16 protein-coding genes and 1 pseudogene are annotated in these 21,582 nt (G+C 38.5%); 13 read left to right on the top strand and 4 right to left on the bottom strand.

Annotation, left to right across the window (positions count from 1 at the left end):
* Positions 1 to 1,516: 1,516 nt before the first annotated feature.
* The 6 genes from CXF72_RS13345 to CXF72_RS19630 all read left to right on the top strand — a co-directional run bounded on the left by CXF72_RS13345 (position 1,517) and on the right by CXF72_RS19630 (position 4,119).
* Complete coding sequence (locus CXF72_RS13345) at positions 1,517 to 2,116, top strand: hypothetical protein (protein ID WP_101039506.1); 600 nt, start codon at positions 1,517 to 1,519, stop codon at positions 2,114 to 2,116.
* Entirely contained in the window at positions 2,113 to 2,445 is a 333-nt protein-coding gene (locus CXF72_RS13340) for a hypothetical protein (protein WP_101039504.1), read from the top strand. Before CXF72_RS13345 ends, CXF72_RS13340 begins: the two co-directional genes overlap by 4 nt.
* Entirely contained in the window at positions 2,435 to 3,103 is a 669-nt protein-coding gene (locus tag CXF72_RS13335) for a hypothetical protein (RefSeq protein WP_101039502.1), read from the top strand. Before CXF72_RS13340 ends, CXF72_RS13335 begins: the two co-directional genes overlap by 11 nt.
* Positions 3,104 to 3,165: 62 nt before the next feature.
* The gene (locus tag CXF72_RS13330) at positions 3,166 to 3,438 is read left to right on the top strand and encodes a ParE family toxin-like protein (protein WP_101039500.1); all 273 of its coding nucleotides are present in this window, start codon (positions 3,166 to 3,168) and stop codon (positions 3,436 to 3,438) included.
* Between the two features lie 29 nt (positions 3,439 to 3,467).
* On the top strand, positions 3,468 to 3,959 hold the full coding sequence (locus CXF72_RS13325; protein WP_198552604.1) for a glycine-rich domain-containing protein: 492 nt from the start codon (positions 3,468 to 3,470) through the stop codon (positions 3,957 to 3,959).
* Positions 3,960 to 3,975: 16 nt separating this feature from the next.
* The gene (locus CXF72_RS19630) at positions 3,976 to 4,119 is read left to right on the top strand and encodes a hypothetical protein (RefSeq protein ID WP_198552603.1); all 144 of its coding nucleotides are present in this window, start codon (positions 3,976 to 3,978) and stop codon (positions 4,117 to 4,119) included.
* Between the two features lie 263 nt (positions 4,120 to 4,382).
* Here CXF72_RS19630 and CXF72_RS20285 read toward each other — a convergent pair.
* Both CXF72_RS20285 and CXF72_RS13320 read right to left on the bottom strand, forming a co-directional pair.
* Positions 4,383 to 4,430, bottom strand: a pseudogene (locus CXF72_RS20285) (cytochrome c oxidase subunit 2A); the annotation flags it as partial.
* Positions 4,431 to 4,508: 78 nt separating this feature from the next.
* Positions 4,509 to 5,165: a YceH family protein gene (locus CXF72_RS13320; protein WP_101039498.1), complete on the bottom strand. Its 657-nt coding sequence runs from the start codon at positions 5,163 to 5,165 to the stop codon at positions 4,509 to 4,511.
* Between the two features lie 327 nt (positions 5,166 to 5,492).
* Between CXF72_RS13320 and CXF72_RS13315 the strand changes: the two genes are divergently transcribed.
* The 5 genes from CXF72_RS13315 to CXF72_RS13295 all read left to right on the top strand — a co-directional run bounded on the left by CXF72_RS13315 (position 5,493) and on the right by CXF72_RS13295 (position 13,975).
* Positions 5,493 to 7,676 (top strand): lytic transglycosylase domain-containing protein, encoded by a 2,184-nt coding sequence (locus tag CXF72_RS13315; RefSeq protein WP_198552602.1) that lies wholly within the window; start codon positions 5,493 to 5,495, stop codon positions 7,674 to 7,676.
* Positions 7,677 to 8,027: 351 nt separating this feature from the next.
* Positions 8,028 to 10,187: a P1 family peptidase gene (locus CXF72_RS19625; RefSeq protein ID WP_198552601.1), complete on the top strand. Its 2,160-nt coding sequence runs from the start codon at positions 8,028 to 8,030 to the stop codon at positions 10,185 to 10,187.
* A 268-nt stretch (positions 10,188 to 10,455) separates the two neighbouring features.
* The gene (locus CXF72_RS13305; protein ID WP_157823260.1) at positions 10,456 to 11,481 is read left to right on the top strand and encodes a histone deacetylase family protein; all 1,026 of its coding nucleotides are present in this window, start codon (positions 10,456 to 10,458) and stop codon (positions 11,479 to 11,481) included.
* 366 nt (positions 11,482 to 11,847) lie between these two features.
* Positions 11,848 to 12,693 carry a putative beta-lysine N-acetyltransferase gene (gene ablB / locus CXF72_RS13300; protein ID WP_101039571.1) on the top strand — a complete coding sequence of 282 codons (846 nt, stop codon included), beginning with the start codon at positions 11,848 to 11,850 and terminating at the stop codon, positions 12,691 to 12,693.
* A 460-nt stretch (positions 12,694 to 13,153) separates the two neighbouring features.
* Entirely contained in the window at positions 13,154 to 13,975 is an 822-nt protein-coding gene (locus CXF72_RS13295; protein ID WP_101039492.1) for an ADP-ribosylglycohydrolase family protein, read from the top strand.
* A gap of 192 nt (positions 13,976 to 14,167) precedes the next feature.
* On the opposite strand, the gene CXF72_RS13290 is transcribed toward CXF72_RS13295, so the two are convergent.
* Both CXF72_RS13290 and CXF72_RS13285 read right to left on the bottom strand, forming a co-directional pair.
* Entirely contained in the window at positions 14,168 to 14,398 is a 231-nt protein-coding gene (locus CXF72_RS13290) for an SHOCT domain-containing protein (protein ID WP_198552600.1), read from the bottom strand.
* A gap of 92 nt (positions 14,399 to 14,490) precedes the next feature.
* Positions 14,491 to 14,958, bottom strand: coding sequence for a CYTH domain-containing protein (locus CXF72_RS13285; protein WP_101039490.1), 468 nt, complete (start codon positions 14,956 to 14,958; stop codon positions 14,491 to 14,493).
* 714 nt (positions 14,959 to 15,672) lie between these two features.
* Between CXF72_RS13285 and CXF72_RS13280 the strand changes: the two genes are divergently transcribed.
* Together CXF72_RS13280 and CXF72_RS13275 are read left to right on the top strand one after the other, a co-directional pair.
* Positions 15,673 to 17,916 carry a nucleoside hydrolase gene (locus CXF72_RS13280; protein WP_101039489.1) on the top strand — a complete coding sequence of 748 codons (2,244 nt, stop codon included), beginning with the start codon at positions 15,673 to 15,675 and terminating at the stop codon, positions 17,914 to 17,916.
* Positions 17,917 to 18,618: 702 nt separating this feature from the next.
* On the top strand, positions 18,619 to 21,507 hold the full coding sequence (locus tag CXF72_RS13275; RefSeq protein ID WP_101039488.1) for an HD domain-containing phosphohydrolase: 2,889 nt from the start codon (positions 18,619 to 18,621) through the stop codon (positions 21,505 to 21,507).
* The last annotated feature ends 75 nt before the right edge of the window (positions 21,508 to 21,582 follow it).

The following is a 21,582-nucleotide window of genomic DNA, read 5'->3' as shown; positions in this document are numbered from 1 at the left end:
GGAGTATCTGATATTTCAAATCAAAAATCTGTCTCTATATACCTTACGCAAAATTGTTAATAATGAGTATGACCATTGGCATAATCTGAAATATTAAGAGTAAATAAGTTTGAATAATGTGCTTTATACCGTGAAGCCTTGCTAGCAGGTTTATAAGCAAATAGACGATAAATTTTATAGGGATTTTTTCGAGTAATAGCCCATGGAGGTAATTCAGCCCGTTTGAATTTAACCGTCTTTACTAATAGAGGATTTTAATAACGATTGAAGTATTTTGCAGAAGCAGAATTTAAACGATAATTTAACTTAACTTATTAAACTTATCCTTTATTAATCTAATTTAGAAAAAATGTGCCTTGTTAAGAGCAAAAATCATTATCATATGGGTGCAAGTCAATTAATGCGTTAGTCATTTGTTTCAAAATTAAAATTTACAAAGGTAAAACTCGATTCATTGCATTTTAATGTAATCCTTTATCTTTTTTTTAATAGCGGAGATTGGCTGAGCTCTCTTTTAATTTCATCATCATCTAATACAGTAATATCTTAACTGGCGAATATTTATGCCATCTCAATGACAGATTTGATCTAATCTAATACATCATAGTCGCCCCGTTTAGCTTCGTGCGGATATAAAATCTATGCCTCTATGTCTATATGTAATAATAGGTATTTGCTCAAATTTACCTGGCATATTTTCACTCCATTTTAATCTCTATAATCGTTTTATTATTATGCTTCCTGCCATTAAAATAACTCCCGCATAATTGGCTTTATTAATGTAATGAAAATTACACTCATCCCCAAAATTTGTTGTACTTTCAGCGGCCAGGCACACTTCATAGGCAACTAAGGGGTTATCTGCTTTTGCGGCATTGTAATCAACACAAACAACCGACTGTGATTTTTTTGCAGGGCGTCCGTTTAAGGTATAGTGGCCGATTAAAACGGGTTTCGCATTTGTTTGTCGATGATAGTCATGCCATCACTCATTTTGAGACCGCTTTTTACCTGTATTATCGACAAAAAACTGCCCCGTTGGCGTGGTCTGCTCAGGCCCTTTTAATTTTGATGACCACCAGCTATCACCACACGATCAGAAAACCAGACTTGTTGTATATCAAACTGTTCAATATCCTTTAGTGGTAAATGATAATGATACTTGTGCTGTCGAGTTCAACATTTACCTCGCCCTCTAGTAACTTATGCCACCATTTAGTAAATCCACTTACATATCTTTCCATCAATAACAATATTTAACTCTATCCAAAGAATCACCGCGATAGAATTCAAATACCGTTATTTAACTATAAATACGAGTAGTTTCATGATCACCTTCTAGCCTCGATTAAGTTGTCGCTATAAAATAAAACTTTTATATTATATTTATATTGAAAATATGATTTTAATATTGCACGCTATACAATTTAACCATCAATAACAAGTTGTTAGTAATATGTCAGATAACAACTTGGTGTTGATGTTATTTTATTTAGAGTGAAGCTTAGGGAGGAACATGGAAAGTTTTAAAAAAATAATAATCAATATTGATTGGTACTTTGCTCGTATTCTTAGATGGATGTTTGAAACAAGTATATATGTGGCTTTGATATTTATCGGCGCGATGGTTTTAATATTGGTTTTTCAAAGCTTAATTGAATATGGAGAAGGACTGTCCGACCTTTCAATGTCCGAATTACTTTTTTGCGGATTATTATTAATATTAATTCTACGATATATCTTCATCATAAAACGTACCAGTGTTAAATGGTATAACGCTATTACCAAACCGTTTATTGTTATAGCGTCATTCGCCGTTATTACTTCCCTGTTTATAGGCGTAATCGCAATCCCAGATATTATGAAGGGTAGCTCGGTAATTCGAAGCTTAACGCAAACAGAGGTAAATATACTACAAGTGATATCGTTTTCGATTGTATTACTTAGTTTCTATATTGCCGTGCCAAGCCCTAGTTTAAGATTAGATAAGGAATTAAATACTTCTAAGTCTGATAATGAGAAATACGCAACGACCCATGTATCTTCATCAAACACTGAGAATAATGAAGATACAGCCTCACAATCAACAAAATCCGTGGATGAAATAAAATCATGAAATACAGAACTGCCCTTTTTTTATTGTTAATGCCGATATTAATAAATACCTCTGTAATGGCCAAACAATTACCTCTTATTGATAGCTGCGTAGAATTAGTCAATATTTATGATTCTCGTAATGAACAGAAATTTCTTGCGGCACAAACCACTTCTCTTTCGGAAGGACTAAGAGCGGGATATTGCTTAGGCGTACTGCAGGAAAATGCTAAAAATGAATACCGCTGTTCAAATGATTGGTTTAAGCGTGCGAAATTCATTGCGGCACAACAAGGTTTTAAAAGGCCATTTTCTGAAAACAAGTTATTGGATAAATCTTGTGAACAATAAAGGCATTCAGATACCACGGGCTATTCATAAACTTTTTGGAGTGGAAATAGCAAAGTACAAATCATTTAAAGATCTTATTTATCCCTTGGTTAGAAGTGGATTTATCAGCCATTATAAAGAGCCAATTCAGAACAGTGATAAAAATACAATTTTTATCACTTATGACCAGCTAGATAAATTGTATAACGCGGTACTACTACAAAGTATTTTCCCCGACAGTAAAACTATAAAATCAATTTTTGAAAATAAAACTGTTCGAGCGGATAAAGCGAAAGCAATACGATTGTTACTGCAAGACAGACAATCGATTGCTGGAATTGGGCTACTTAGCGCTGAAGTGGAACGCTTTGTTACAATGCTTGAATCGGATAGTTGCCTTAGCCAAAAAAGGTTACCTAATCCCTATGTTGAATTACCGCAATTGTCTTTCACAGGGATAACAAATTTAATGCAAGCACTTCTGGTACAGAGTGCTGCATTATCAGTGACGGACAGTATGCTGGCACACTACTTATCAGGTAATTTAGAAAAATCATGGGAACTCTCAAAAAATATTGAACCAATCCTGCCTATTATTCAAGACTACAAAATGAAGATAGATAAAGAATATAAAGAAGCACTTGAGTTCGATAAATTATTAGACGATTTAATTTCATAAAATTGTTGTGAGTGCACTGCACTCAAACAAACTAGCTTCGAAGTCAAAAAAAGGAGCTATTTATGACATCAATTAATCAACTAATCCAACCGCACAATTTGCATCTTCCTGAATGCTATCAACAAAAAGCAAAATCTATTGAGTTAGCGTTATCTAATGGGGAATCTTTTTCTGCCTTAGGTGGTAAACGTATTCACTGTTGCCCTAATGTTATTCGCTTTAAACTCAGTAAACACTGGCGTTTATTATGCCTGCAAACAAATAAACATATAGAGCCATTCAGAATTATTACCCGACAAAAATTTGAAACCGAAATAAAACGAAGGCACAAATAAGTGCATCTATATTTATTTCGGAGAAAAATATGAAACAGGTAGAAAATATTCAGAAGCAGATGGGTATCTTAAATGAGAAGGTTTCTGCGTTAGACTTTGAGCGTTTAAAGCATAAATTTACTGATACTGACGAGGCTGAAATGGCTGTCGAAGAATGGGATGCAGGTCAACTAGAGTATCAACGTTTTTTAACGTTAAAAATGCTCTATCCTTCAGAAGTACTCGTACCCAGTAAACTGGTTGATAAGGTTTGGCATGCCCATATTCTTGATACCCGTGCTTATCGTGAAGATTGTGAAAAATTGTTTGGACGTTTTATTGATCATTACCCGTATTTTGGGGTTTATGGTAAAGATGACCAAAAACTATTAGAACAATCATTTGATAAAACCATTGATCTATATGAAAAACATTTTGACGTTTCTATGGCCAAATCATGGGAAAAAGCGTCACGTTGTGAGGGCCATGCTTGTCACGCCCCGAGTGCATGCGCCTGCCGTGTACCTGGTGCTTGTAAATAAAGATAAGGAAACAATAATGAAGAAGAAAATAAGTCCTAAAGATAATGCAGCTAACATTCCCAACAGTAACAAAGGGATACCTGGAACAAATCGTCAACATGACCAAAATCAGGGGAATCGTGGTAAACAGTTAAACCCAAATCAAAAAGGGAATAAATAATAGTAAAATATGGGCTCCCTAGTAGAGCCCATTTTTTATGAAGAACATCGACATATTCTATTTTGTCTTTAACGAACCAGCATATAGACAAGATCAATTATATTGATAAAAATACCATTAAATCAATATATTACAATTATAATGGTTGATATTTAGATGTCTTAGCTAAGGTTTAAATATCACATATAGGGGTTATTAACTTATTTTTTGATAACTAGCTTTATACAAAGTTAAAGTGTTCTGATTCAATATTTTTAAAAAACCTATTGCCTATTGATGAATAAATAGAAAATAGGAATCCAGAAAACTAAAGTTTATACCCGACGTTTTCAAAAGTAGGTTTATTAATTCGGAATCTACTTTTTACTTTTTGAGGTTTAACAATTAATTTAATCCTCAGTTCTAGTTTGCTCAATAAGACGTCTTAACTCGAAGACTTCATTTTTCAGTGCAGACAACTCTTTTTCTAATTGTTCAATGCGATCCTCACGTGGCACGATTTCCGATACCGGCGCTATTGGAATGCTAACCTCAGACAGATCAACTTGCCCACTAAATTGATGCATATAGCGGCTTTCGCGCTTGCCGGCTTCGCGAGGTAATTTCACAACCAGTGAATCCTGAGCTAATTTATCCAGGACGGCTTCAACCTCTTTTACATCAATAAACTGGCATAATCTATTGGATCTTGTTCTTAGCTCTCCCGGAGTTTGCGCCCCTCTTAGCAGCATGCAGCAGACAACACCTTTTTCTTGCTCTGTAAATTGAAAATTGCCAAATTCGGTATTACAAAAACGGTGCCGGTACTTAGTCACACGGCCATGCAAACCACTTTCATCATTTATTAAACGTTTTTTGATTAAAGCATCCACTGCATCTAATACTTGCGCTTCAGAAAGTGACATTACCGGATCGCGGTTGCTTTTCTGGTTACATGCATTTGTTAAACTATTTAAGGTAAGAGGATATAAATCAGGGGTTGTTATCTCTTTTTCCATTAGGCAGCCAATAACCCGGGCTTCAATATTTGAAAATTCGATATTCATACTCGTTTCCTTTTTATTATTGTCTTGAGTCAGTCGAACCGCTTAGAGGTAATATACCAGCAGCCTCTTCAAATGACTTGAAACCACCACTCTAACAGGAAATATGCGGAATCTTGTGCCGTTCGTTGTATATTGCGAGATTAATAATTCGCAGTGCATTGACCATTGTTCATCTATGCCTTGAGCTATAAAAATACACTGTCACTACTATTGAGAGAATACATTCGGTTCAAATTAATCTGTTTTTTGGTAAAGGGCTTTTATTCTTCCTATACTCTCAGATAAATTTTCTATCGGTACCTTCCGATGCTTACAGAGAAATATGACATGGCAGAAAATAATTTAAACAAATTAGTTAGCACCCTTTCTTTATTACTCACTGCATTGGTTTTCACATCGCCCGTTATGGCTGAGACGGTACGAGTGCCAATCCAACTCGATTATCCGGTTCTACGGCAACTGATGTTAAGCCAGCTGTTTAATGGCTCCGACAACAGCGCTGATAAAAAAGTAGAAATCCTGCACGATGCGGCCGGTTGCAGCACTGTTTTCTTGTCTAATCCCCGCCTGCATGAGTATCAGAAAAAACTGGAAATTATCACTCACGTAAAGGCTAATATAGCGACGGTAGCTTTTGGCAACTGTACACCGCTGTTCAACTGGGAAGGTGACGCCAGATTTCTCACTGACCCTATTATTAAGCCGGGAGCCAGATCTATCGGGCTAAAGATCCTTCGCAGCCAGTTCTATAATCCGCAAGGCCAGTTGATCACCGGACAAATATGGGAACTGGCTAGCGGGCGGCTGCTTTCTTTTATGAACCGCTATGAAATAGACCTCGCACCAACCATCAATCAGCTCAACAAACTGCTACCGGATATATTAGACAAACGATCCGCTTTGCAGATCAGTAAAATCTCAGACAGCCTTAAATTAGGCGCAATATCAATCGAGTCTGATGGCATCGATGTTGCTGTTGCTCTCCAGATAGACAGGCTTCCCGCCACACAGGAGCCGGTAGCAACACTCTCCTTCGAGGAGATACAAAAACTGGAGGCGAACTGGCAGATGATGGATGCGATGATTACATTTGCAGTCAAGCGTTATGCCAACGCGACGAATCAACAGGAATTGCGTGATACTCTGGCGGAAATTTTTCTGGATGCCCGTTATCGCCTGGTTGACGCATTGACTATGCCGGTCTCAGCAACGAATGATCCGGTTCGCCACTGGTTTATTGACAGCTGGCAAAAATTGGGACCAATACTGCGCCAGATAAGTCTGGAAAACCCCGGTCAGGAGCCCATGCTGATAAGTTTATTGGCCGCGACTGATGCCCTTGCTGTTCTCGATCGGTTAGGTCCTTCAATCGGTCTTGATATTTCCGTAAATGGTCTGCGCCGCTTGGGACGAATGCTTATCGATCAGCCGGGCACTAATCCTTTGTTTTACGATAATGCCGTTGATCCGGAACTGCGCCATCTTTTTCGGCTTTCACCCTTTATGAAGTTAAATGCGCCATCGGGATTCAACTTTAGCTTCTGGCCAATCAGCTCTGCCTGGGCAACATCATCAAATGAGCGCCTAGCGCTCTGGGTTCCCACCAAAAGCGAGTTGCCTGAGTATCTGCCGATCGTTCGTGATCTACTTGAGGATAGCGCCGGCGACACTATAGAGCCGGGGCTGAATGCTGCTACGAAAAAGCTCTTTCAAAATCTGGTGCTGACGACGGCCTGGCAGGAGAGCTGCTGGCGGCAATATGTGCTAAAAAATAGAGAGATTGTGACACTGCATTCAAGCACGGGCGATACCGGCCTGATGCAGATCAATGAGCGGGTTTGGCGTGGATTATATAACACTCAAAAACTGCGCTGGGATATTGCTTACAATGCCCGTGCGGGGACAGAGATTCTGCTCAACTATCTGCTCAAATATTCCCTTAAAAGAGGCGAACACAAACTGCGAGGCGGACTGGACAATTTGGCGAGATCCGCCTATTCAGCATACAACGGAGGTCCGAGCAAGACGTCACGTTATCGGGATCCGCAAGCTATTTTACCCCATCAGAAAATCGACGCCGCATTCTGGACGAAATATCAGGCAGTCAAACAAGGCAATGAGTTGCAGGTCGTACAATGCCTGGGAGGTAAAGCATTACCGACCCACCAGCAGTCAGCCAAGAATGTGCCTATTAAGCCAGATAAACAGCCCTCCGCTGTTTCCAGAAATGACCTGGGTAAAACCTGGATATTAGCGCAGGACAAGCACCACTATACCCTGCAGCTGGCTGTTTTCAGTTCATTAAAGGCGGCACAAAAATTTACCGAGGACACGCAGTTTAAGGGCTCGGTCGCTATTGCTCCACTGGGCAAGGAGAAAGAGGGCCAGTTTGTGGTGATAAAAGGTAGCTTTAAAGAAAAAGCAGCGGCGCAGGCATTGAAACAGCAATATAAGAATATCAAACCCTGGCTGCGTCAAATTAAAGATATACATTCATCTATAAAGCGATAATGACGTTTCAAAAGTACAACATAGAACTCTTTAATCAGTTGAAAGGCAGAAATACGAACAAGAGCATATTGCATAGCCACTTTATTGCTTTTTGCTTTGTAGATGATTAACTTCATTTTTTTTCAGAAAACAGCTTGGATTGAGACTGTCAGATCCGATTATATGTCCTACAATTTTATTAACTCTGAGGTGACTCGCCGCCTTTCTTTTTGTTGAATTAAGCTGTCAATGCCTAGGCCAATTTTAGCCTATGCGGAATGCCCTCTAAGTTATGTAGGCATTAGTTATGTGAGTTATGCAGGCGTTAGATTTCAGTTTATCAATGAGCAGTAGTAAAAAGGATGTTGAACAATGAGAATTACAATTGCCTATAATCTTCGCATGGATGATACGGAAGCGACAGCTGAACTCCTTACTCAGGCGGACATAAGCCGGATATCCGCTGCCATTAATAGTCTTCATCATACGGTCACGGAAGTTGAGGTGTCGGGTAAACCCAATAATGTCATTGATCGCCTTATCGAAAGTGAACCTGATCTTATCTTTAATCTGGCGGAGGGCACGATCGGCAGCTCCCGTGAGGCTTTTTATCCCGGGTTATACGAGCAAATGGGCATTCCCTTTACCGGTGGAAACGCATCACTGCTGCACCTTAATCTTGATAAGCATCTTGCTAAAACCGTTTTGGCATCGCACGGAATTAATATTCCAAAAGGTGTTTTGATTACCGAAAAAGAAAAAAATCTTCCCGATAATTTACAATACCCCCTGATCATCAAACCGAATTATGAAGGGTCGAGTAAAGGTATTACACAGGATTCAGTTGTTGAATCACATGACCAGGCCCAGAGCAGAATAAACAAATTATTAGGACATTATCCGGCAGGTCTTGTTGTTGAGGAATTTATAGCTGGCCGGGAGCTCAGTATTCCCTTCCTTGAAAGCTTTCCCGGTAAATTGCTTGATGTCGTTGAACACACTTTTGACATGGACAAGATCGACGGCAAATACAATGTCTATGATTACGACATGAAACAAGGCGGAGAAGCTGCAAAATCAGTTAATATTGTTTGTCCTGCTAATCTTAACGCCCAGGAGAAAACCGCTGCCGTAAACATGGCCCGTGCGGTTTTTGATATCATGTCCTGTCCTGATTTTGGCCGAGTAGATATTCGCTTACATACAAACGGGCAACCTTATTTTATTGAACTTAATCCGCTGCCAAGTTTCCATCCAAATGCATCCCTTATAACGGCAGCTAAATCCTGCGGACTCGAATTTAAGGATGTGATGCGCCTGATCATTCGCTCTGCAGCTCGCCGATACGGTTTGGCGATCAGATCGACGAAGCAGCCTAAAAAAAGTCAAATTATATCGGGTGTCTCACGACCGACCGCCAGAGAGCTGGGGATTCAAATTGGCCGAATGCGGCCTGGCATTAATAATGCAATTACCGATATTAAGGGCGTTCGTGTTGGCCACTTTTCTAGAATAGAAGATGGCGTTCCAATTCCGGAAGGCACCGGGGTCACCTGCATACGTACCGGTATTACAGCAATTATGCCCGCTGCCGGACAGTCTTATGACAATAGGATTGTCGCCGGCGGTTTTATCCTTAACGGTGTTGGAGAGATGGCCGGACTTACCCAAGTAATGGAAACAGGTTGGCTTGAAACCCCTATTCTTCTCACAAATTCGCATTCAGTTGGTCGGGTACATGATGGTGTGGTCAATAAAATGCTTAAAAAGCACCCTCTTATTGGCACCGAAACCGATGTGGTTCTCCCTGTTGTTGGCGAAGCCGACGATTCTTTTCTAAACGATATAAGAGTTGGAACCTGCTCAGCACAAGACACTATGAAGGCCATCAAGGCGGCATCATCGGGACCTGTATTGCAAGGCTCGGTCGGGGCTGGCACAGGCATGACAACCTTTGACTTTGCCGGAGGAATAGGGACTTCATCAAGAATATTAGAACTTCCTGAAAACGAGTCATATACCCTTGGCGTGCTGGTACTTTCAAATGTCGGGAAAATGCAGAATCTTACCGTCGATGGCGCGGTTGTCGGCAGAGAACTGAATGGGGAATTCGACCAGACCGAGCGCCGTGAGAAATCAGAAGGGTCAATCATCGTTGTGGTTGCCACGGATCTTCCTCTTATTACCAGTCAGCTTAATCGTGTGGCCAAACGGGCCGCTCTTGGTCTTGGGCGAACTGGCTCTTATGCAGCCTCCACCAGCGGTGAAATCATCCTTGCTTTTAGTACCGGTAACCGTAAGCCTCGGCACCCCACCAGCAAGCGTAATTTTTTAACCTTAAAATGTATTTCCGATGCGCATATCAACGTGGTTTATGAAGCGGTAATCGAAGCCACGGAAGAGGCCGTATTAAATGCAATGTTCTGCTCTAATGGAATGAATGGACGTGAGCAACGCTGGTGTCCACCAGTGCCACATGAACGCATTATCGAACTATTGAAAAATGGAAGAACAATCCATGAAAGCAATTAAATGGACGTGAGCAACGCTGGTGTCACTCAATGCCACATGAACGTATTATCGAACTATTGAAAAATGGAAGAACAATCCATGAAAGCAATTAAATGGACGTGAGCAACGCTGGTGTCACTCAATGCCACATGAACGTATTATCGAACTATTGTTAAAAAATGGAAGAACAATCCATGAAAGTAATTAAATGGACGTGAGCAACGCTGGTGTCACTCAATGCCACATGAACGTATTATCGAACTATTGTTAAAAAATGGAAGGACAATCCATGAAAGTAATTGAGAAATATAACGACAGTCAGCACAATCCATCTTGGAAGTATCAACTTGGACCTGATGTCTACGAAGTAAAAGACACTCCCTTACGTGTTGAAGCCATTAAGAAATCCCTTCAGGCCGATCAACAGTTTGAATTTCTGACGGCAAAGCCCTTTCCGGAAAGACTGATCACTCGGCTGCATCCCTATCACGATTATATTAAGAACACCGCATTGAGTTTACAAAACGATGAACAGGAATTTTATCCCGATCTTTTCCCCGGCGAAGGAGCCCATTGCAAAAAAAGATCGGATTCTCCCCTCTGGGGAGGAATATGGTGTACCGATGCAGTAACACCCATTAAAAGGAAAACCTATGAAGTTGCACGTGCCTCTGCTGAAACTGCATTAACCGGTGCTGAATTAATCCGGGATGGTCATGAAAAAACAGTCTATGCCCTGTGCCGTCCCTCCGGACATCATGCCGGACCGCGGGTCTTTGGCGGCTATTGCTACTTTAATAATGTAGCCGTCGCCGCTGAGTATTTATTACCTGAAGGAAAAGTTGCGATTGTAGATATAGATTATCATCATGGCAACGGAACACAGGAATTTTTTGATAATATAAAGTCTGTCTTTACGGCCTCTATTCATGGCGATCCCGATGATGAATATCCCTACTTTTGGGGCTATGCCGACGAAAAAGGCCAAGGTCAGGCTAGGGGGACAAACCATAATGAACCTTTGCCCAAAGGGACTCAATTGGCACAATACAGCAAAGCGTTAGCGCGCATACTTGATAAAGTTCGCAAGTTTAAGCCTGCATACCTTATTATTTCCGCAGGTTTTGATACCCATGAGACTGATCCTATTGGTGGTTTTAAGCTGCGCACGGAAGATTATTTTGCAATAGGCAAACAGTTCCAGTCTATGGGAATACCGACATTAGTCTGCCAGGAAGGAGGCTACAACATTGATGTGTTAGGAGAATGTGTGAAGAATTTCCTGCTTGGACTGAGCTACCACAAGTGCTGCTGATGAAAGAAAAAACAGAACGTCAAAAGGGCCACCTCAGGAGTCATATCTTTTCGGTCTTTAGGTGAGCAGAACAAATCACGGTACTGTATTTTTGCTGCACTCCGTAAAAATCGGCTGGCTAAATCGTTAGTCAGAAACAGTAAAAGTAAATGATGATTTTTCCAAAGCACCAAAAGGATGTCGTTAAACAAATTGATGCCGACTGGGGTGATTGGAAATGGAAGATGAAACAGTGCATCACTGCCTTAGATGCTCTGCTGGGAATACTTAATACAAATCGATAGGAATCAATAAGCTTTTATCGGATAATGATCAAACAATTACACTTGTCCCAGATGGGACCGAATGAATCGGGAAGCTATATTAATGGATTCTAAAAATATCATTGAGAAATTTGAAGGCAGCATGATTCAGCACGGAAGCTATAATGATCGCATTTATTTAATCAAATTAGCCGATGAAGCCCCCTCAACCACGCCATACAGCCTAATTGATTTGGCCAGAAAAAATAATTATTCAAAAATATTTGCCAAAGTTCCAGAATGCCACTCGGCACTATTTTTAGCCGCAGGATTTGAGGAAGAGGCCCGTGTCTCTGCGTTCTATAACGGAAAAATTGAGGCTGTCTTTCTAGGGTTCTATCTAAATGCTGAATGTGCCGCAGAGCCGGACCTTGGTAAAATGGATGAAATTCTCAAAATTGCGCTTAAAAAACAAGCATCCAAATCAAAATGCCATCTAAACGATAATCTTACCTTGAGAATTTGTAATGAAGCGGATGTCATTACTATTGCTGATATTTATAAGAACACATTTCAATCCTATCCTTTCCCCATCGATGATCCTGCCTATATTCTTAACACCATGAAAAGTCATATTGATTATTTTGGGATAGAATATAATGGTCGACTTGTCGCTGTTTCATCGGCAGATATGGACAAACAATCTTCCAATGCTGAAATGACCGACTTTGCCACACTCCCTGAATGGCAAGGTAATGGATTTGCTCAATGTCTCCTTCTTGAAATGGAAAATGCCATGAAGAACAAGGGAATAAAAACGGCCTATACCATAGCCCGTGCGATGTCTGCGGGAATGAACATTACATTTAGAAAGGCAGGTTACAAATTTGGCGGAAGACTGAAAAACAACACTAATATTTCCGGAAATATTGAAAGTATGAATGTCTGGTATAAACATTTAATCAGCTAATAGCAAATGCATTAATAAAGTGATCATAAATTTAATGGCGGTCTTATTTGAACGCCAACTATGACAACAAACGCATAGCTCATAGGGTGGATTCTATGCACCCTACCGATAACATCATACGAAATGCATTATCAGATTTACTCTTCAAAATCATCCCGGTGGCTTTGTGAGCGTAAATCTTTCCAGAATTGACATCGAATAGCAAGATTGTTTACCTATTAACTCGTAACGCTTTATTTTTACTGATATCGATAGCACTGATTAAGCATTTTAAAGCGCTGATCTTTTGTTGTGTTAGTATTTCCAAGTTGAGCTCGATAAACGGTAGTATGTACATTTTACTGCCGACATACTGAAATGAGCAACACCGCCATTCTTTGTTAACTGACATATGTAATTAATACATTTGGTATAAATAATAGCGAAAGCCCATACCCCTATAGAAACAAAAGGACAGTAAATGTTATTAGTGATTGCCATGGCCGATGCTTACGGTGCCGGGTTTGAGTTTACAGAGGATGAATACATTAAAGAAAACCACTGCCTTACAAAGTACCATCAGGCCTGCGCCGGTTGTTATACCGATGACACTCAGATGTCGATAGCTATTGCTGAATTAATAATTAATGAGCCAGGCCCATGGAACGAATATCTGGTCGCTGAATACTTTTTAAAAGCATTTAAACGCGATCCCCGCCAATCTTATTCCGACGGTTTTTATGATTTTTTAGTGAATACCGACACACCAGCTGAGTTTGTTGAAAATATTTATGCCGACAGTATTAGAAATGGTTCGGCGATGCGGTCAGTTCCCTTAGGCCTGATTAAAGATAAAACAGAGATGCTTGAGAAAGCGCGAATTCAGGCTTCTGTTACTCATAATAGTCATGAAGGGGTTGTTGCCTCACAAGCCGTTGCTTTAGCTGTATATTATTTTGTAAATAAATTAGGCAAAAAAGAGGGGGTATTTGATTATGTTTGCCAACAAACAAACGAGATATTCAAAAATGACAAAGTGACCCGAACAGAATGTGAGGCCATTGATACTACTGATGCCGTTTTAACTGTGTTGTCTCAGTCTGACTCTATCACTGAGGTGCTTGATAAATCGGTTAATCTTGGTGGAGATACCGATAGCGTGGCATCTATTGCTTGCGGTATTGCCTTTTTCTCTGATGAGTATGTTAAAAATTTACCTGACTTTCTTGAGCGCGATATTGAAAACGGAGCTTATGGTAAAGATTATCTTATTAAACTGAGTGAACAACTTTCCTGCTTATAATGCGATTTTAATTTACGCAGTGCACACTCCGGGCAGAGTTCTGTATATGTACCTACATCGCACCGACAACCCCCCCCCCAGTAAGGACACGGCAGTTCAGGGGTAAGCTCTAGGTGCTCTTTCCAGTGCTTTGTGAGCGTAAGCATAAATTTATTGTTTTTGGTGTTATTACCTAACAGCAAAGCTTAGTTGTTATTTTTCAAGATCTTTTTTCTTTTGCTCGAATTCCTCTTTATCTATTTTACCGCTAGCGTATCTTTTTTTGATTATCTCTATTGGGCTTTCTTCTTTTTCCATCGTTACGGATGATTGAGACGTATATAATTTAACTAATAAAACGAAGACAATGATCAGAATAATCCAAAAAGCAATCATGCCTATGCCTCCTCCCCAGCCCATCATATCTTGATATCCATACATCATTTTATTTCTCCTCGCTTTTTTTACCGTCTAACAACGTAGGATCAGCTGCTGAAGTATTTCAGCTAAGGCTTCAGCAACCTGCTTGTTATACTCTATTTCCAGTTCTTAAAGGGATTGTCCAATAGACTTGAATTATAGTACTTTGGATCGCCACTCACTTCAGTGGTTATCCAGTGCGGTAATTCAAATTTTTCCTGCTCACTTTCAAGCTCAATTTCGGCTACGACTAAGCCGTCATTATCTCCGTGAAAAATATCAACTTCCCAAGTGTGACCAGAATGAGCGATTAAATATCGTGTTTTTTCTACTACCGGTCCATTACATAACTCAGATATTATTTGCTGCGCATCATTGAGCGGTATTTCATATTCAAACTCAGTACGAGTGACCCCTGTATTTTTACCTTTAAGTGTAATATAAGCTCTATTTCCTGCCACTCTGGCGCGTACAACGGTTTTATCTATTGTTGTGATATAGCCTTGTTTGATTAAAGTTCCGCTATCAAGCGAGCCTAATTTAGTTAGATCAAGTAGAAACTTTCTCTCTATTTCTTTCGCCATGGGTCTCTCTTCCTGTTAATAAATATAACGCTGCAATAAAATTTATGCGCCCGCATTTAATCACTTTGCCTGGGATTTACAACCCTTTTGTATCCAGATCCTGTGCATCTGTTTTATCAAACAGAGTAAGCACAATAAAAATCATATGTTCATAAGTCACTGCGTTAAATTTTTTCTTCTATTTATACCAAAAGAAATAATTAGGTGATCAGATTTTCCATTCCCTTTGGCAGAGTGTTTTTACTGGTTCTACCTGACGCCTAAAATCATTCCATCCTTGGCTAACCTTATCAACTAGCACTGTCCATGATAACAACCGCATAGCTCGTAGGGTGCGCTCCGATTATCGTTGCCTGCGGTGCATAGAACGCACCCCGCAAATAACAAAGAAAAGTCATTTGTTTATAGGCTGATTTTGTAAAAATAAGTTTATAAACAACAGGCATGTTGCAGCATATTCACTGCGGTTATCTAATGCTATGGAGAATATGCAAAAAATAAAAAGCATAATTAATTTAATGACACCTCAACTTGATTATTGAAAGCCTGAATACTAGTCTTTTATGGATTGTATTAAATCGTTTTTAGTACCTTTTATAAATTTTTTATTAGATTCAATACCCCCCAAAAAAACGTTATTTTTAACACATACAACTTCAACCGCTTTTTTAAATCGCTGATATTTCTCAGGTAAATAATAAAAGGAAGAGTGAAATGAGAAAAATAGGACAAATAAAAAACTTAATAATTGATACTGATATGGGCTGGGACGATGTACTGGCTATCTTGCTGTTAATCAAAAATCCTAATTATAATATTTTAGGCATTACGGTTACCGGTTGTGGCGAAACTCACCTGGATAAAGGCGTAGAATTAGCATTACAACTTGTTACTTTAGGCAATAAACCTGACATATGTGTTTGTGCTGGAGCTGATAAACCAGGGCAATATGACCATAAATTTCCTACGTCTTTTAGGGATATGATGGATGACGCTTGTGGTTTAAAAGATGATCTACCTGTGGCAATTGGCATCAAGGACAAACGCAATGCATGGGAATTTATCAAATATTGTTTAAAGGAACAAGAAAACCAAATCATTATTTTATCATTAGGAGGTTTAACAAATATTCAGAAATTAATAGAAATGCAACCTTCCCCAGCGCTTGAAAATATAGAACGTATTGTTGTTATGGGAGGTGCTATTAATGTTGATGGCAACGTAGCTGCGCTAAATAATTCAAATACAGATTGGGATCAGGGAACAGAGTACGCTTCAAATACTTATGCTGAATGGAATATTTTCTTAGATCCTAAAGCTGCTCAAGTTGCTTTTCATTCAGGAATTCCTATTAAATTAGTCCCGTTAGATGCCTGTGATTACGCTATTTTGGATAAAACATACTACGACTTGGTTACCGCAAAAGATGCTGTTGCAAACTTTGTTGGCAAGCTTTTATACCAAAAAACCGAGGGTTCAGCGCAAGAAAGTATTCCTTTGCCCGTCTTCGATCCTTTAGCGGCAATAGAAATGACCAATGATTTAGTAAAATCAAAATATGAAAAAATGCGTATAAGTGTTAAAAAAAGCGAAACAAAAAAAGATAATATCTGTGGCCAAACCTACGTTACAAGCGATAAATCTGTACCAGAAATTGAAGTAGTAACCAATATTTCTTCAAATGAGTTTAAAAATATATTTCAAGAATCGGTCAACTCGCCTTTATGTCCGCTACCAAATGAAAATATAAGTAAAAACATCGCTATTTTGATCTATGATCAGATCGAAATTCAGGATTTTGCCGGTGCTTTTGAAGTTTTTTCAGCAGCTCGCAATGATGATAATTCACCGGTATTCAATGTCTTTACCGTTGCAGAAAATAAGGCTCCGATAACATGTAATTCAGGTGTTACACCCGCAGGTCAAAAAAGTAGTTCCTTTAAAATAACAGCAGATCACACTTTATGTTGTCACCCGAAAATTGATGCCTTATATATTATTGGCGGTCCGGGCATTGATGCTTTACTTGACAAAGAAGAGCAACAACAATTCCTGACTGAATGGATCGCTATAACGTCTCAGGACGCCGATTATGTTGCAGGGACTTGCTCCGGTGCATTGCTTCTGGTGCTTTCTAAACAATTAAAAAATATGAATGTTACAACTCATCACTCTCGTTTTGATAAAATGAACGCGTTGAGTGAAAAATACAGTTTAAATCTTAATGTGTTAGATACACGTAATGGCGAGCAATACATTCATAATCCAGGATCAAAATTTATGACCTCAGGAGGGGTCACATGTGGTCTTGCTCTTTCTCTTCATATCGTTGAGCTATATCAGGGGCTAGCAAGAAAAGAGTCGCTGGCAAAGGATGTTCTAGAATATACAATTCCCCTAGGGGTCGCACATCCGGAATTCTACAGTGCCTCACATATGGATCCTGCTAATTTTGTGCTTGGTTTTTCACATCTGAATATTATTGTTTCGGACTTAGCTATGATGGATGATGCAACTAACTTTTATAAAAGAACCTTAGGTTTTAGAGAGGCATGGAGTGTTTGGTTGTCCCCGGAATCTTGTGAACACTTTGCAAGAGATGCTGGCTTTGCCGATGGTAAAGGAAAAGTAATGGTTCGTTTTCTGATCCATCCTAATGCTCAATTACATTTAGAGTTAATGTACTATCAATACCCTAAGGGAAAGCAGGAAATAAGCTTCCATAAAACAAATGATGTAGGTGGCATTAGGCATGTGGCTTTAGAAGTAAATAATATTCTGAAAGTATATGCTTGGTTAAAAAATCAGGAAGGAGTAAAAATGTTATCGGACACCCCTCCTGAAAAATTAACACCTGATCCTCAAACATTTTTCTATTGGATTGATCCATACGGAGTGCAATGGGAAATGGAAGAAGGGAGACCCATGGCCAGAGTTATTAATGGTACCGTTGGCTAACTTATTATAGATCTGCAATAAATAACTAAAAAAAGCACAATATTTACATTAAAAAGGGTAACAACATCATTAGTTGTTACCCTTTTTATTCATTTAATTTTTAGAGATCATGCCTATGATTTTCTTTCTTTTGTGTATCTAAAAAACATAAAATCCAATCTTTTAAAATAATTACTTCACTTTTAATTAAAAGACAAGCCCCTAAAATCCGGATACAACTGCTATCAATAAAAGCCTTTAATTTCTGTATGTTATGGATATTTTCCAATAATAAAATACAGTTAATCAAACCACTTAAAAATACAAATCATAATAAAAATTTGACTTAATAATCACTCTGTTATTATCTATATTAGTGTAATATAGATTTTATTATTCATATTATATTGAGCATAAAACGCACAACATACTTATCTATATTTAGGTTGATAGTCGTTTCTTTAGCGATTATTTAGATAAATTAACCTGTTATTGGTCATTTAAACTTTTTATAAGCTTATTCTCATTCGTGTGTTTTTTAATAGCCCACTTTAATCCCTTGCTATTAATGCGCTAGAGACTAATGGGCTTAAAACTCAAGCGAATTCACGTGAAATCTGTGAAGACGTTAAGGTGCTTCCTCAGACAACAAATTTTATAACCTATAAATAATTTTCGGGTGAAAAATAAATTTATTTATGAACCATAGAGAGAACTATATACATGCCGACCGAACAAATAAAAAATCGTTTTTCTTTGCACTTCTATATAACAACGCTTTTTTCTGTATTAATTCTACTTTGTGGTTTATTAATCGGCTGGTATAGCTACACACAATTAACTCAGTCAATATTAAATTCAGGAAAAAGAATTTTTACACAGACCAGTCTGCAGGTTGAAAATAAAATATATCATGAAGCTGAACATGTTATAACAATCCTTAATATTATGGCATCTACCCCATTAACTAAAGGTATAGATACAAAAGAAATAGAATCAATTCTACCGATATTAAAAGCGAGTATAGATGCTACAAAGCATATAGATTCTTTATTTATTGCTTATCCAAAGAATGACTTTTTCCTGTTTACTAAATTACTACCGGGACAATCCTTCTATCACTTTAATGTGCCGGCGCAAAGCCACTATATTATGACGGTAAGTAATAGCGGTAAAGTGAGTCATTCTTTTTATAATCAGGCACTGCAGCTAATATTAAAAGAAAATGATCCTGATTATAAATTTAATACAATCGCCCGTCCCTGGTATAAGCAAGCCAAAGAATCATCCGAGATGATTATCACTAAGCCTTATATATTTTATGAACGCCAAGAGTTGGGAACGACTATGGCAAAATTTGATCCAAAGAACAATGTGGTTATCGGTGCTGACTATATATTGAACGATCTATCTGAACTATTAAACTCCTTCGACTCATACCCAAATTCTGAGCGCATTATTATTAATCAGCTGGGAAAAGTTATCGCCTATCAGGATCCTCTCGAACTGCTCTCCAAACAGGGTAAATTTGACCGTTTAAAATTAATTTCAGAAATGCAGCATCCAATTTTGCAATATATGTTTAGCCAGTATAAAAATAAGACTGGTGATATACAATTTAACTATGCCGGGCAACAATGGTTAGGAAAAATATCAACGCTACAGAAAAATAATTCACTAACTTTAGTACAACTGGTTCCTGTTGATGAATTACTCGTTGATGCATATCGGTTACGCAGCGACTTGGTCTTAATTACTCTATTCATTATTTTATTAACATTGCCTATTGCCTGGTTATTTTCAAAACGATTAACCTCACCAATCAGTAAGCTAACGTTAGAACTACAGCATATTAAGGAATTTAATTTTTCCAGACCAATCAATACCCGCTCCGCTATTAAAGAGATAAATGAATTAATGGTCGTAACCAGTGGTATGAAAGAAACGATTAACCACTTTCAGGATTTATCTTCGTCGCTGGTAGGAAAACAAAGTTTTCAAGAACTGCTACAAAAAATAACGCTGGAAACAAATAAATTAAGTCATTCTCTCGGCTCTATGATTTTTTTAACGGATAAATATAAACAGCTAAATATTGCTATCACTCAGTTTCAGTCATTGACTGAGTTACAAAATGAAAATATAAAAATAAAATTAAAAGCACAGTCTCTTAACGAAGCCGACACCCTAAAGCTAATTGCCGAACAGAAGATAAAAGCAACCTCACTTGCTTTGCCGAAACAATTTGAAATTCTTATCAAAGAACATCTTCCAGAAAATAAATCCTTAACTTGGCAATTACTGCCGCTATTAAATAGATCCGGAAAATTACTGGGTGTCTTAGCTGTCATCAATAATACTCAGAAATTAAATTTACAAGGAACCCAAAGTTTTATTCGAGCCATTGCCCACTTTTCCGCATTAGCACTAGAAGGACAAATATTACTTTCCGAGCAAAAGAACTTATTAGAAAGTTTTATTCAGCTTATTGCCGATGCGATTGATAGAAAGTCTCCCTATACCGGAAGTCATTGCACCCGCGTACCCGAATTAACTAAAATGTTATGCCAAGCTGCCTGTGAGCAACAGGATGATTTTAAAGAATTTAACCTGAATCAGGAACAATGGGAAGAATTGCATATAGCTGCCTGGCTGCATGATTGCGGAAAAATAGTCACACCTGAATATGTCATTGATAAAGCCACTAAATTAGAAACTATTTATAATCGCATCCATGAATTAAGGATGCGTTTTGAGCTGATCAAAGAACATGCTCATAGTGATTATTGGAAGGCAGTTTCCGAAGGAGGAAATAAGAATATTTTGGCGGGACTGCGTGATCAGTTGCTCACAACATTAGATCAAGAGTTTTCCTTTGTTGCAGAGTGTAATATTGGCGGAGAATATATGTCCGATGAAAAAATCACACTACTGAATAAAATAGCGAAACGCACCTGGTCGCGTACCTTAGATAATCAGTTAGGTATCAGCCTGCAAGAAAAAAAACAGCACAGCGAACAAAAAATATCATTACCCGTACAAGAGCCCTTATTAGCCAATAAAAAAGAACATCTCATCAAGCGGGAACAGACAGAATTAACTGATCCAGGTAATGATTGGGGGTTTAATATGGAAACACCTGAGCACCGTTTCAATAAAGGTGAATTGTATAACCTTGGAATTAAACGCGGTACATTATCAGCTGAAGAAAGATTTATTATCAATGGTCATTCGGCACATTCTATTGTGATGTTATCTAAATTGCCTTTTCCAGATCACCTGAAAAATGTGGCCCTTATTGCAGGTGGGCACCATGAAAAAATGGATGGTTCCGGTTATCCCCGTGCTATAGCGGCAGAAGAATTACCAATAACTGCGCGTATGTTGGTGATAGCAGATATATTTGAAGCGCTCACTGCATCGGATCGCCCCTATAAAAAACGAAAAACACTCAGCCAATCAATAAAAATAATGGATTTTATGGTTAAAGATAATCATATTGACCCCGCAATATTCAAACTATTTTTAAGCTCAGGCGTCTATTTACAGTATGCTAAAAAATACCTTCTTGCGGATCAGATTGACGAATTAGATATTTCAATTTATCTCTAAATCTAACATCAGATGTCGGCTATCAGTTGTCGGCTATCAGTTGTCGGCTATCAGTTGTCGGCTATCAGTTGTCGG

Origin of the sequence: Psychromonas sp. MB-3u-54 (assembly GCF_002836415.1) — a bacterium.
Classification (GTDB): Bacteria; Pseudomonadota; Gammaproteobacteria; order Enterobacterales; family Psychromonadaceae; genus Psychromonas.
Note: the sequence above shows the minus strand (reverse complement) of the source record. Positions and strands in the feature narration are given on the sequence as shown.

Bases quoted from the DNA above. Each gene is read 5' to 3' on its own strand.
- CXF72_RS13275 (WP_101039488.1), top strand. From the start codon at position 18,619: ATGCCGACCGAACAAATAAAAAATCGTTTTTCTTTGCACTTCTATATA.
- CXF72_RS13295 (WP_101039492.1), top strand. From the start codon at position 13,154: ATGTTATTAGTGATTGCCATGGCCGATGCTTACGGTGCCGGGTTTGAG.
- CXF72_RS13315 (WP_198552602.1), top strand. From the start codon at position 5,493: ATGGCAGAAAATAATTTAAACAAATTAGTTAGCACCCTTTCTTTATTA.
- CXF72_RS13320 (WP_101039498.1), bottom strand. From the start codon at position 5,165: ATGAATATCGAATTTTCAAATATTGAAGCCCGGGTTATTGGCTGCCTA.
- CXF72_RS13330 (WP_101039500.1), top strand. From the start codon at position 3,166: ATGACATCAATTAATCAACTAATCCAACCGCACAATTTGCATCTTCCT.
- ablB (WP_101039571.1), top strand. From the start codon at position 11,848: ATGGATTCTAAAAATATCATTGAGAAATTTGAAGGCAGCATGATTCAG.
- CXF72_RS13340 (WP_101039504.1), top strand. From the start codon at position 2,113: ATGAAATACAGAACTGCCCTTTTTTTATTGTTAATGCCGATATTAATA.
- CXF72_RS13285 (WP_101039490.1), bottom strand. From the start codon at position 14,958: ATGGCGAAAGAAATAGAGAGAAAGTTTCTACTTGATCTAACTAAATTA.
- CXF72_RS13290 (WP_198552600.1), bottom strand. From the start codon at position 14,398: ATGATGTATGGATATCAAGATATGATGGGCTGGGGAGGAGGCATAGGC.
- CXF72_RS19625 (WP_198552601.1), top strand. From the start codon at position 8,028: ATGAGAATTACAATTGCCTATAATCTTCGCATGGATGATACGGAAGCG.
- CXF72_RS13280 (WP_101039489.1), top strand. From the start codon at position 15,673: ATGAGAAAAATAGGACAAATAAAAAACTTAATAATTGATACTGATATG.
- CXF72_RS13325 (WP_198552604.1), top strand. From the start codon at position 3,468: ATGAAACAGGTAGAAAATATTCAGAAGCAGATGGGTATCTTAAATGAG.
- CXF72_RS19630 (WP_198552603.1), top strand. From the start codon at position 3,976: ATGAAGAAGAAAATAAGTCCTAAAGATAATGCAGCTAACATTCCCAAC.
- CXF72_RS13345 (WP_101039506.1), top strand. From the start codon at position 1,517: ATGGAAAGTTTTAAAAAAATAATAATCAATATTGATTGGTACTTTGCT.
- CXF72_RS13305 (WP_157823260.1), top strand. From the start codon at position 10,456: ATGAAAGTAATTGAGAAATATAACGACAGTCAGCACAATCCATCTTGG.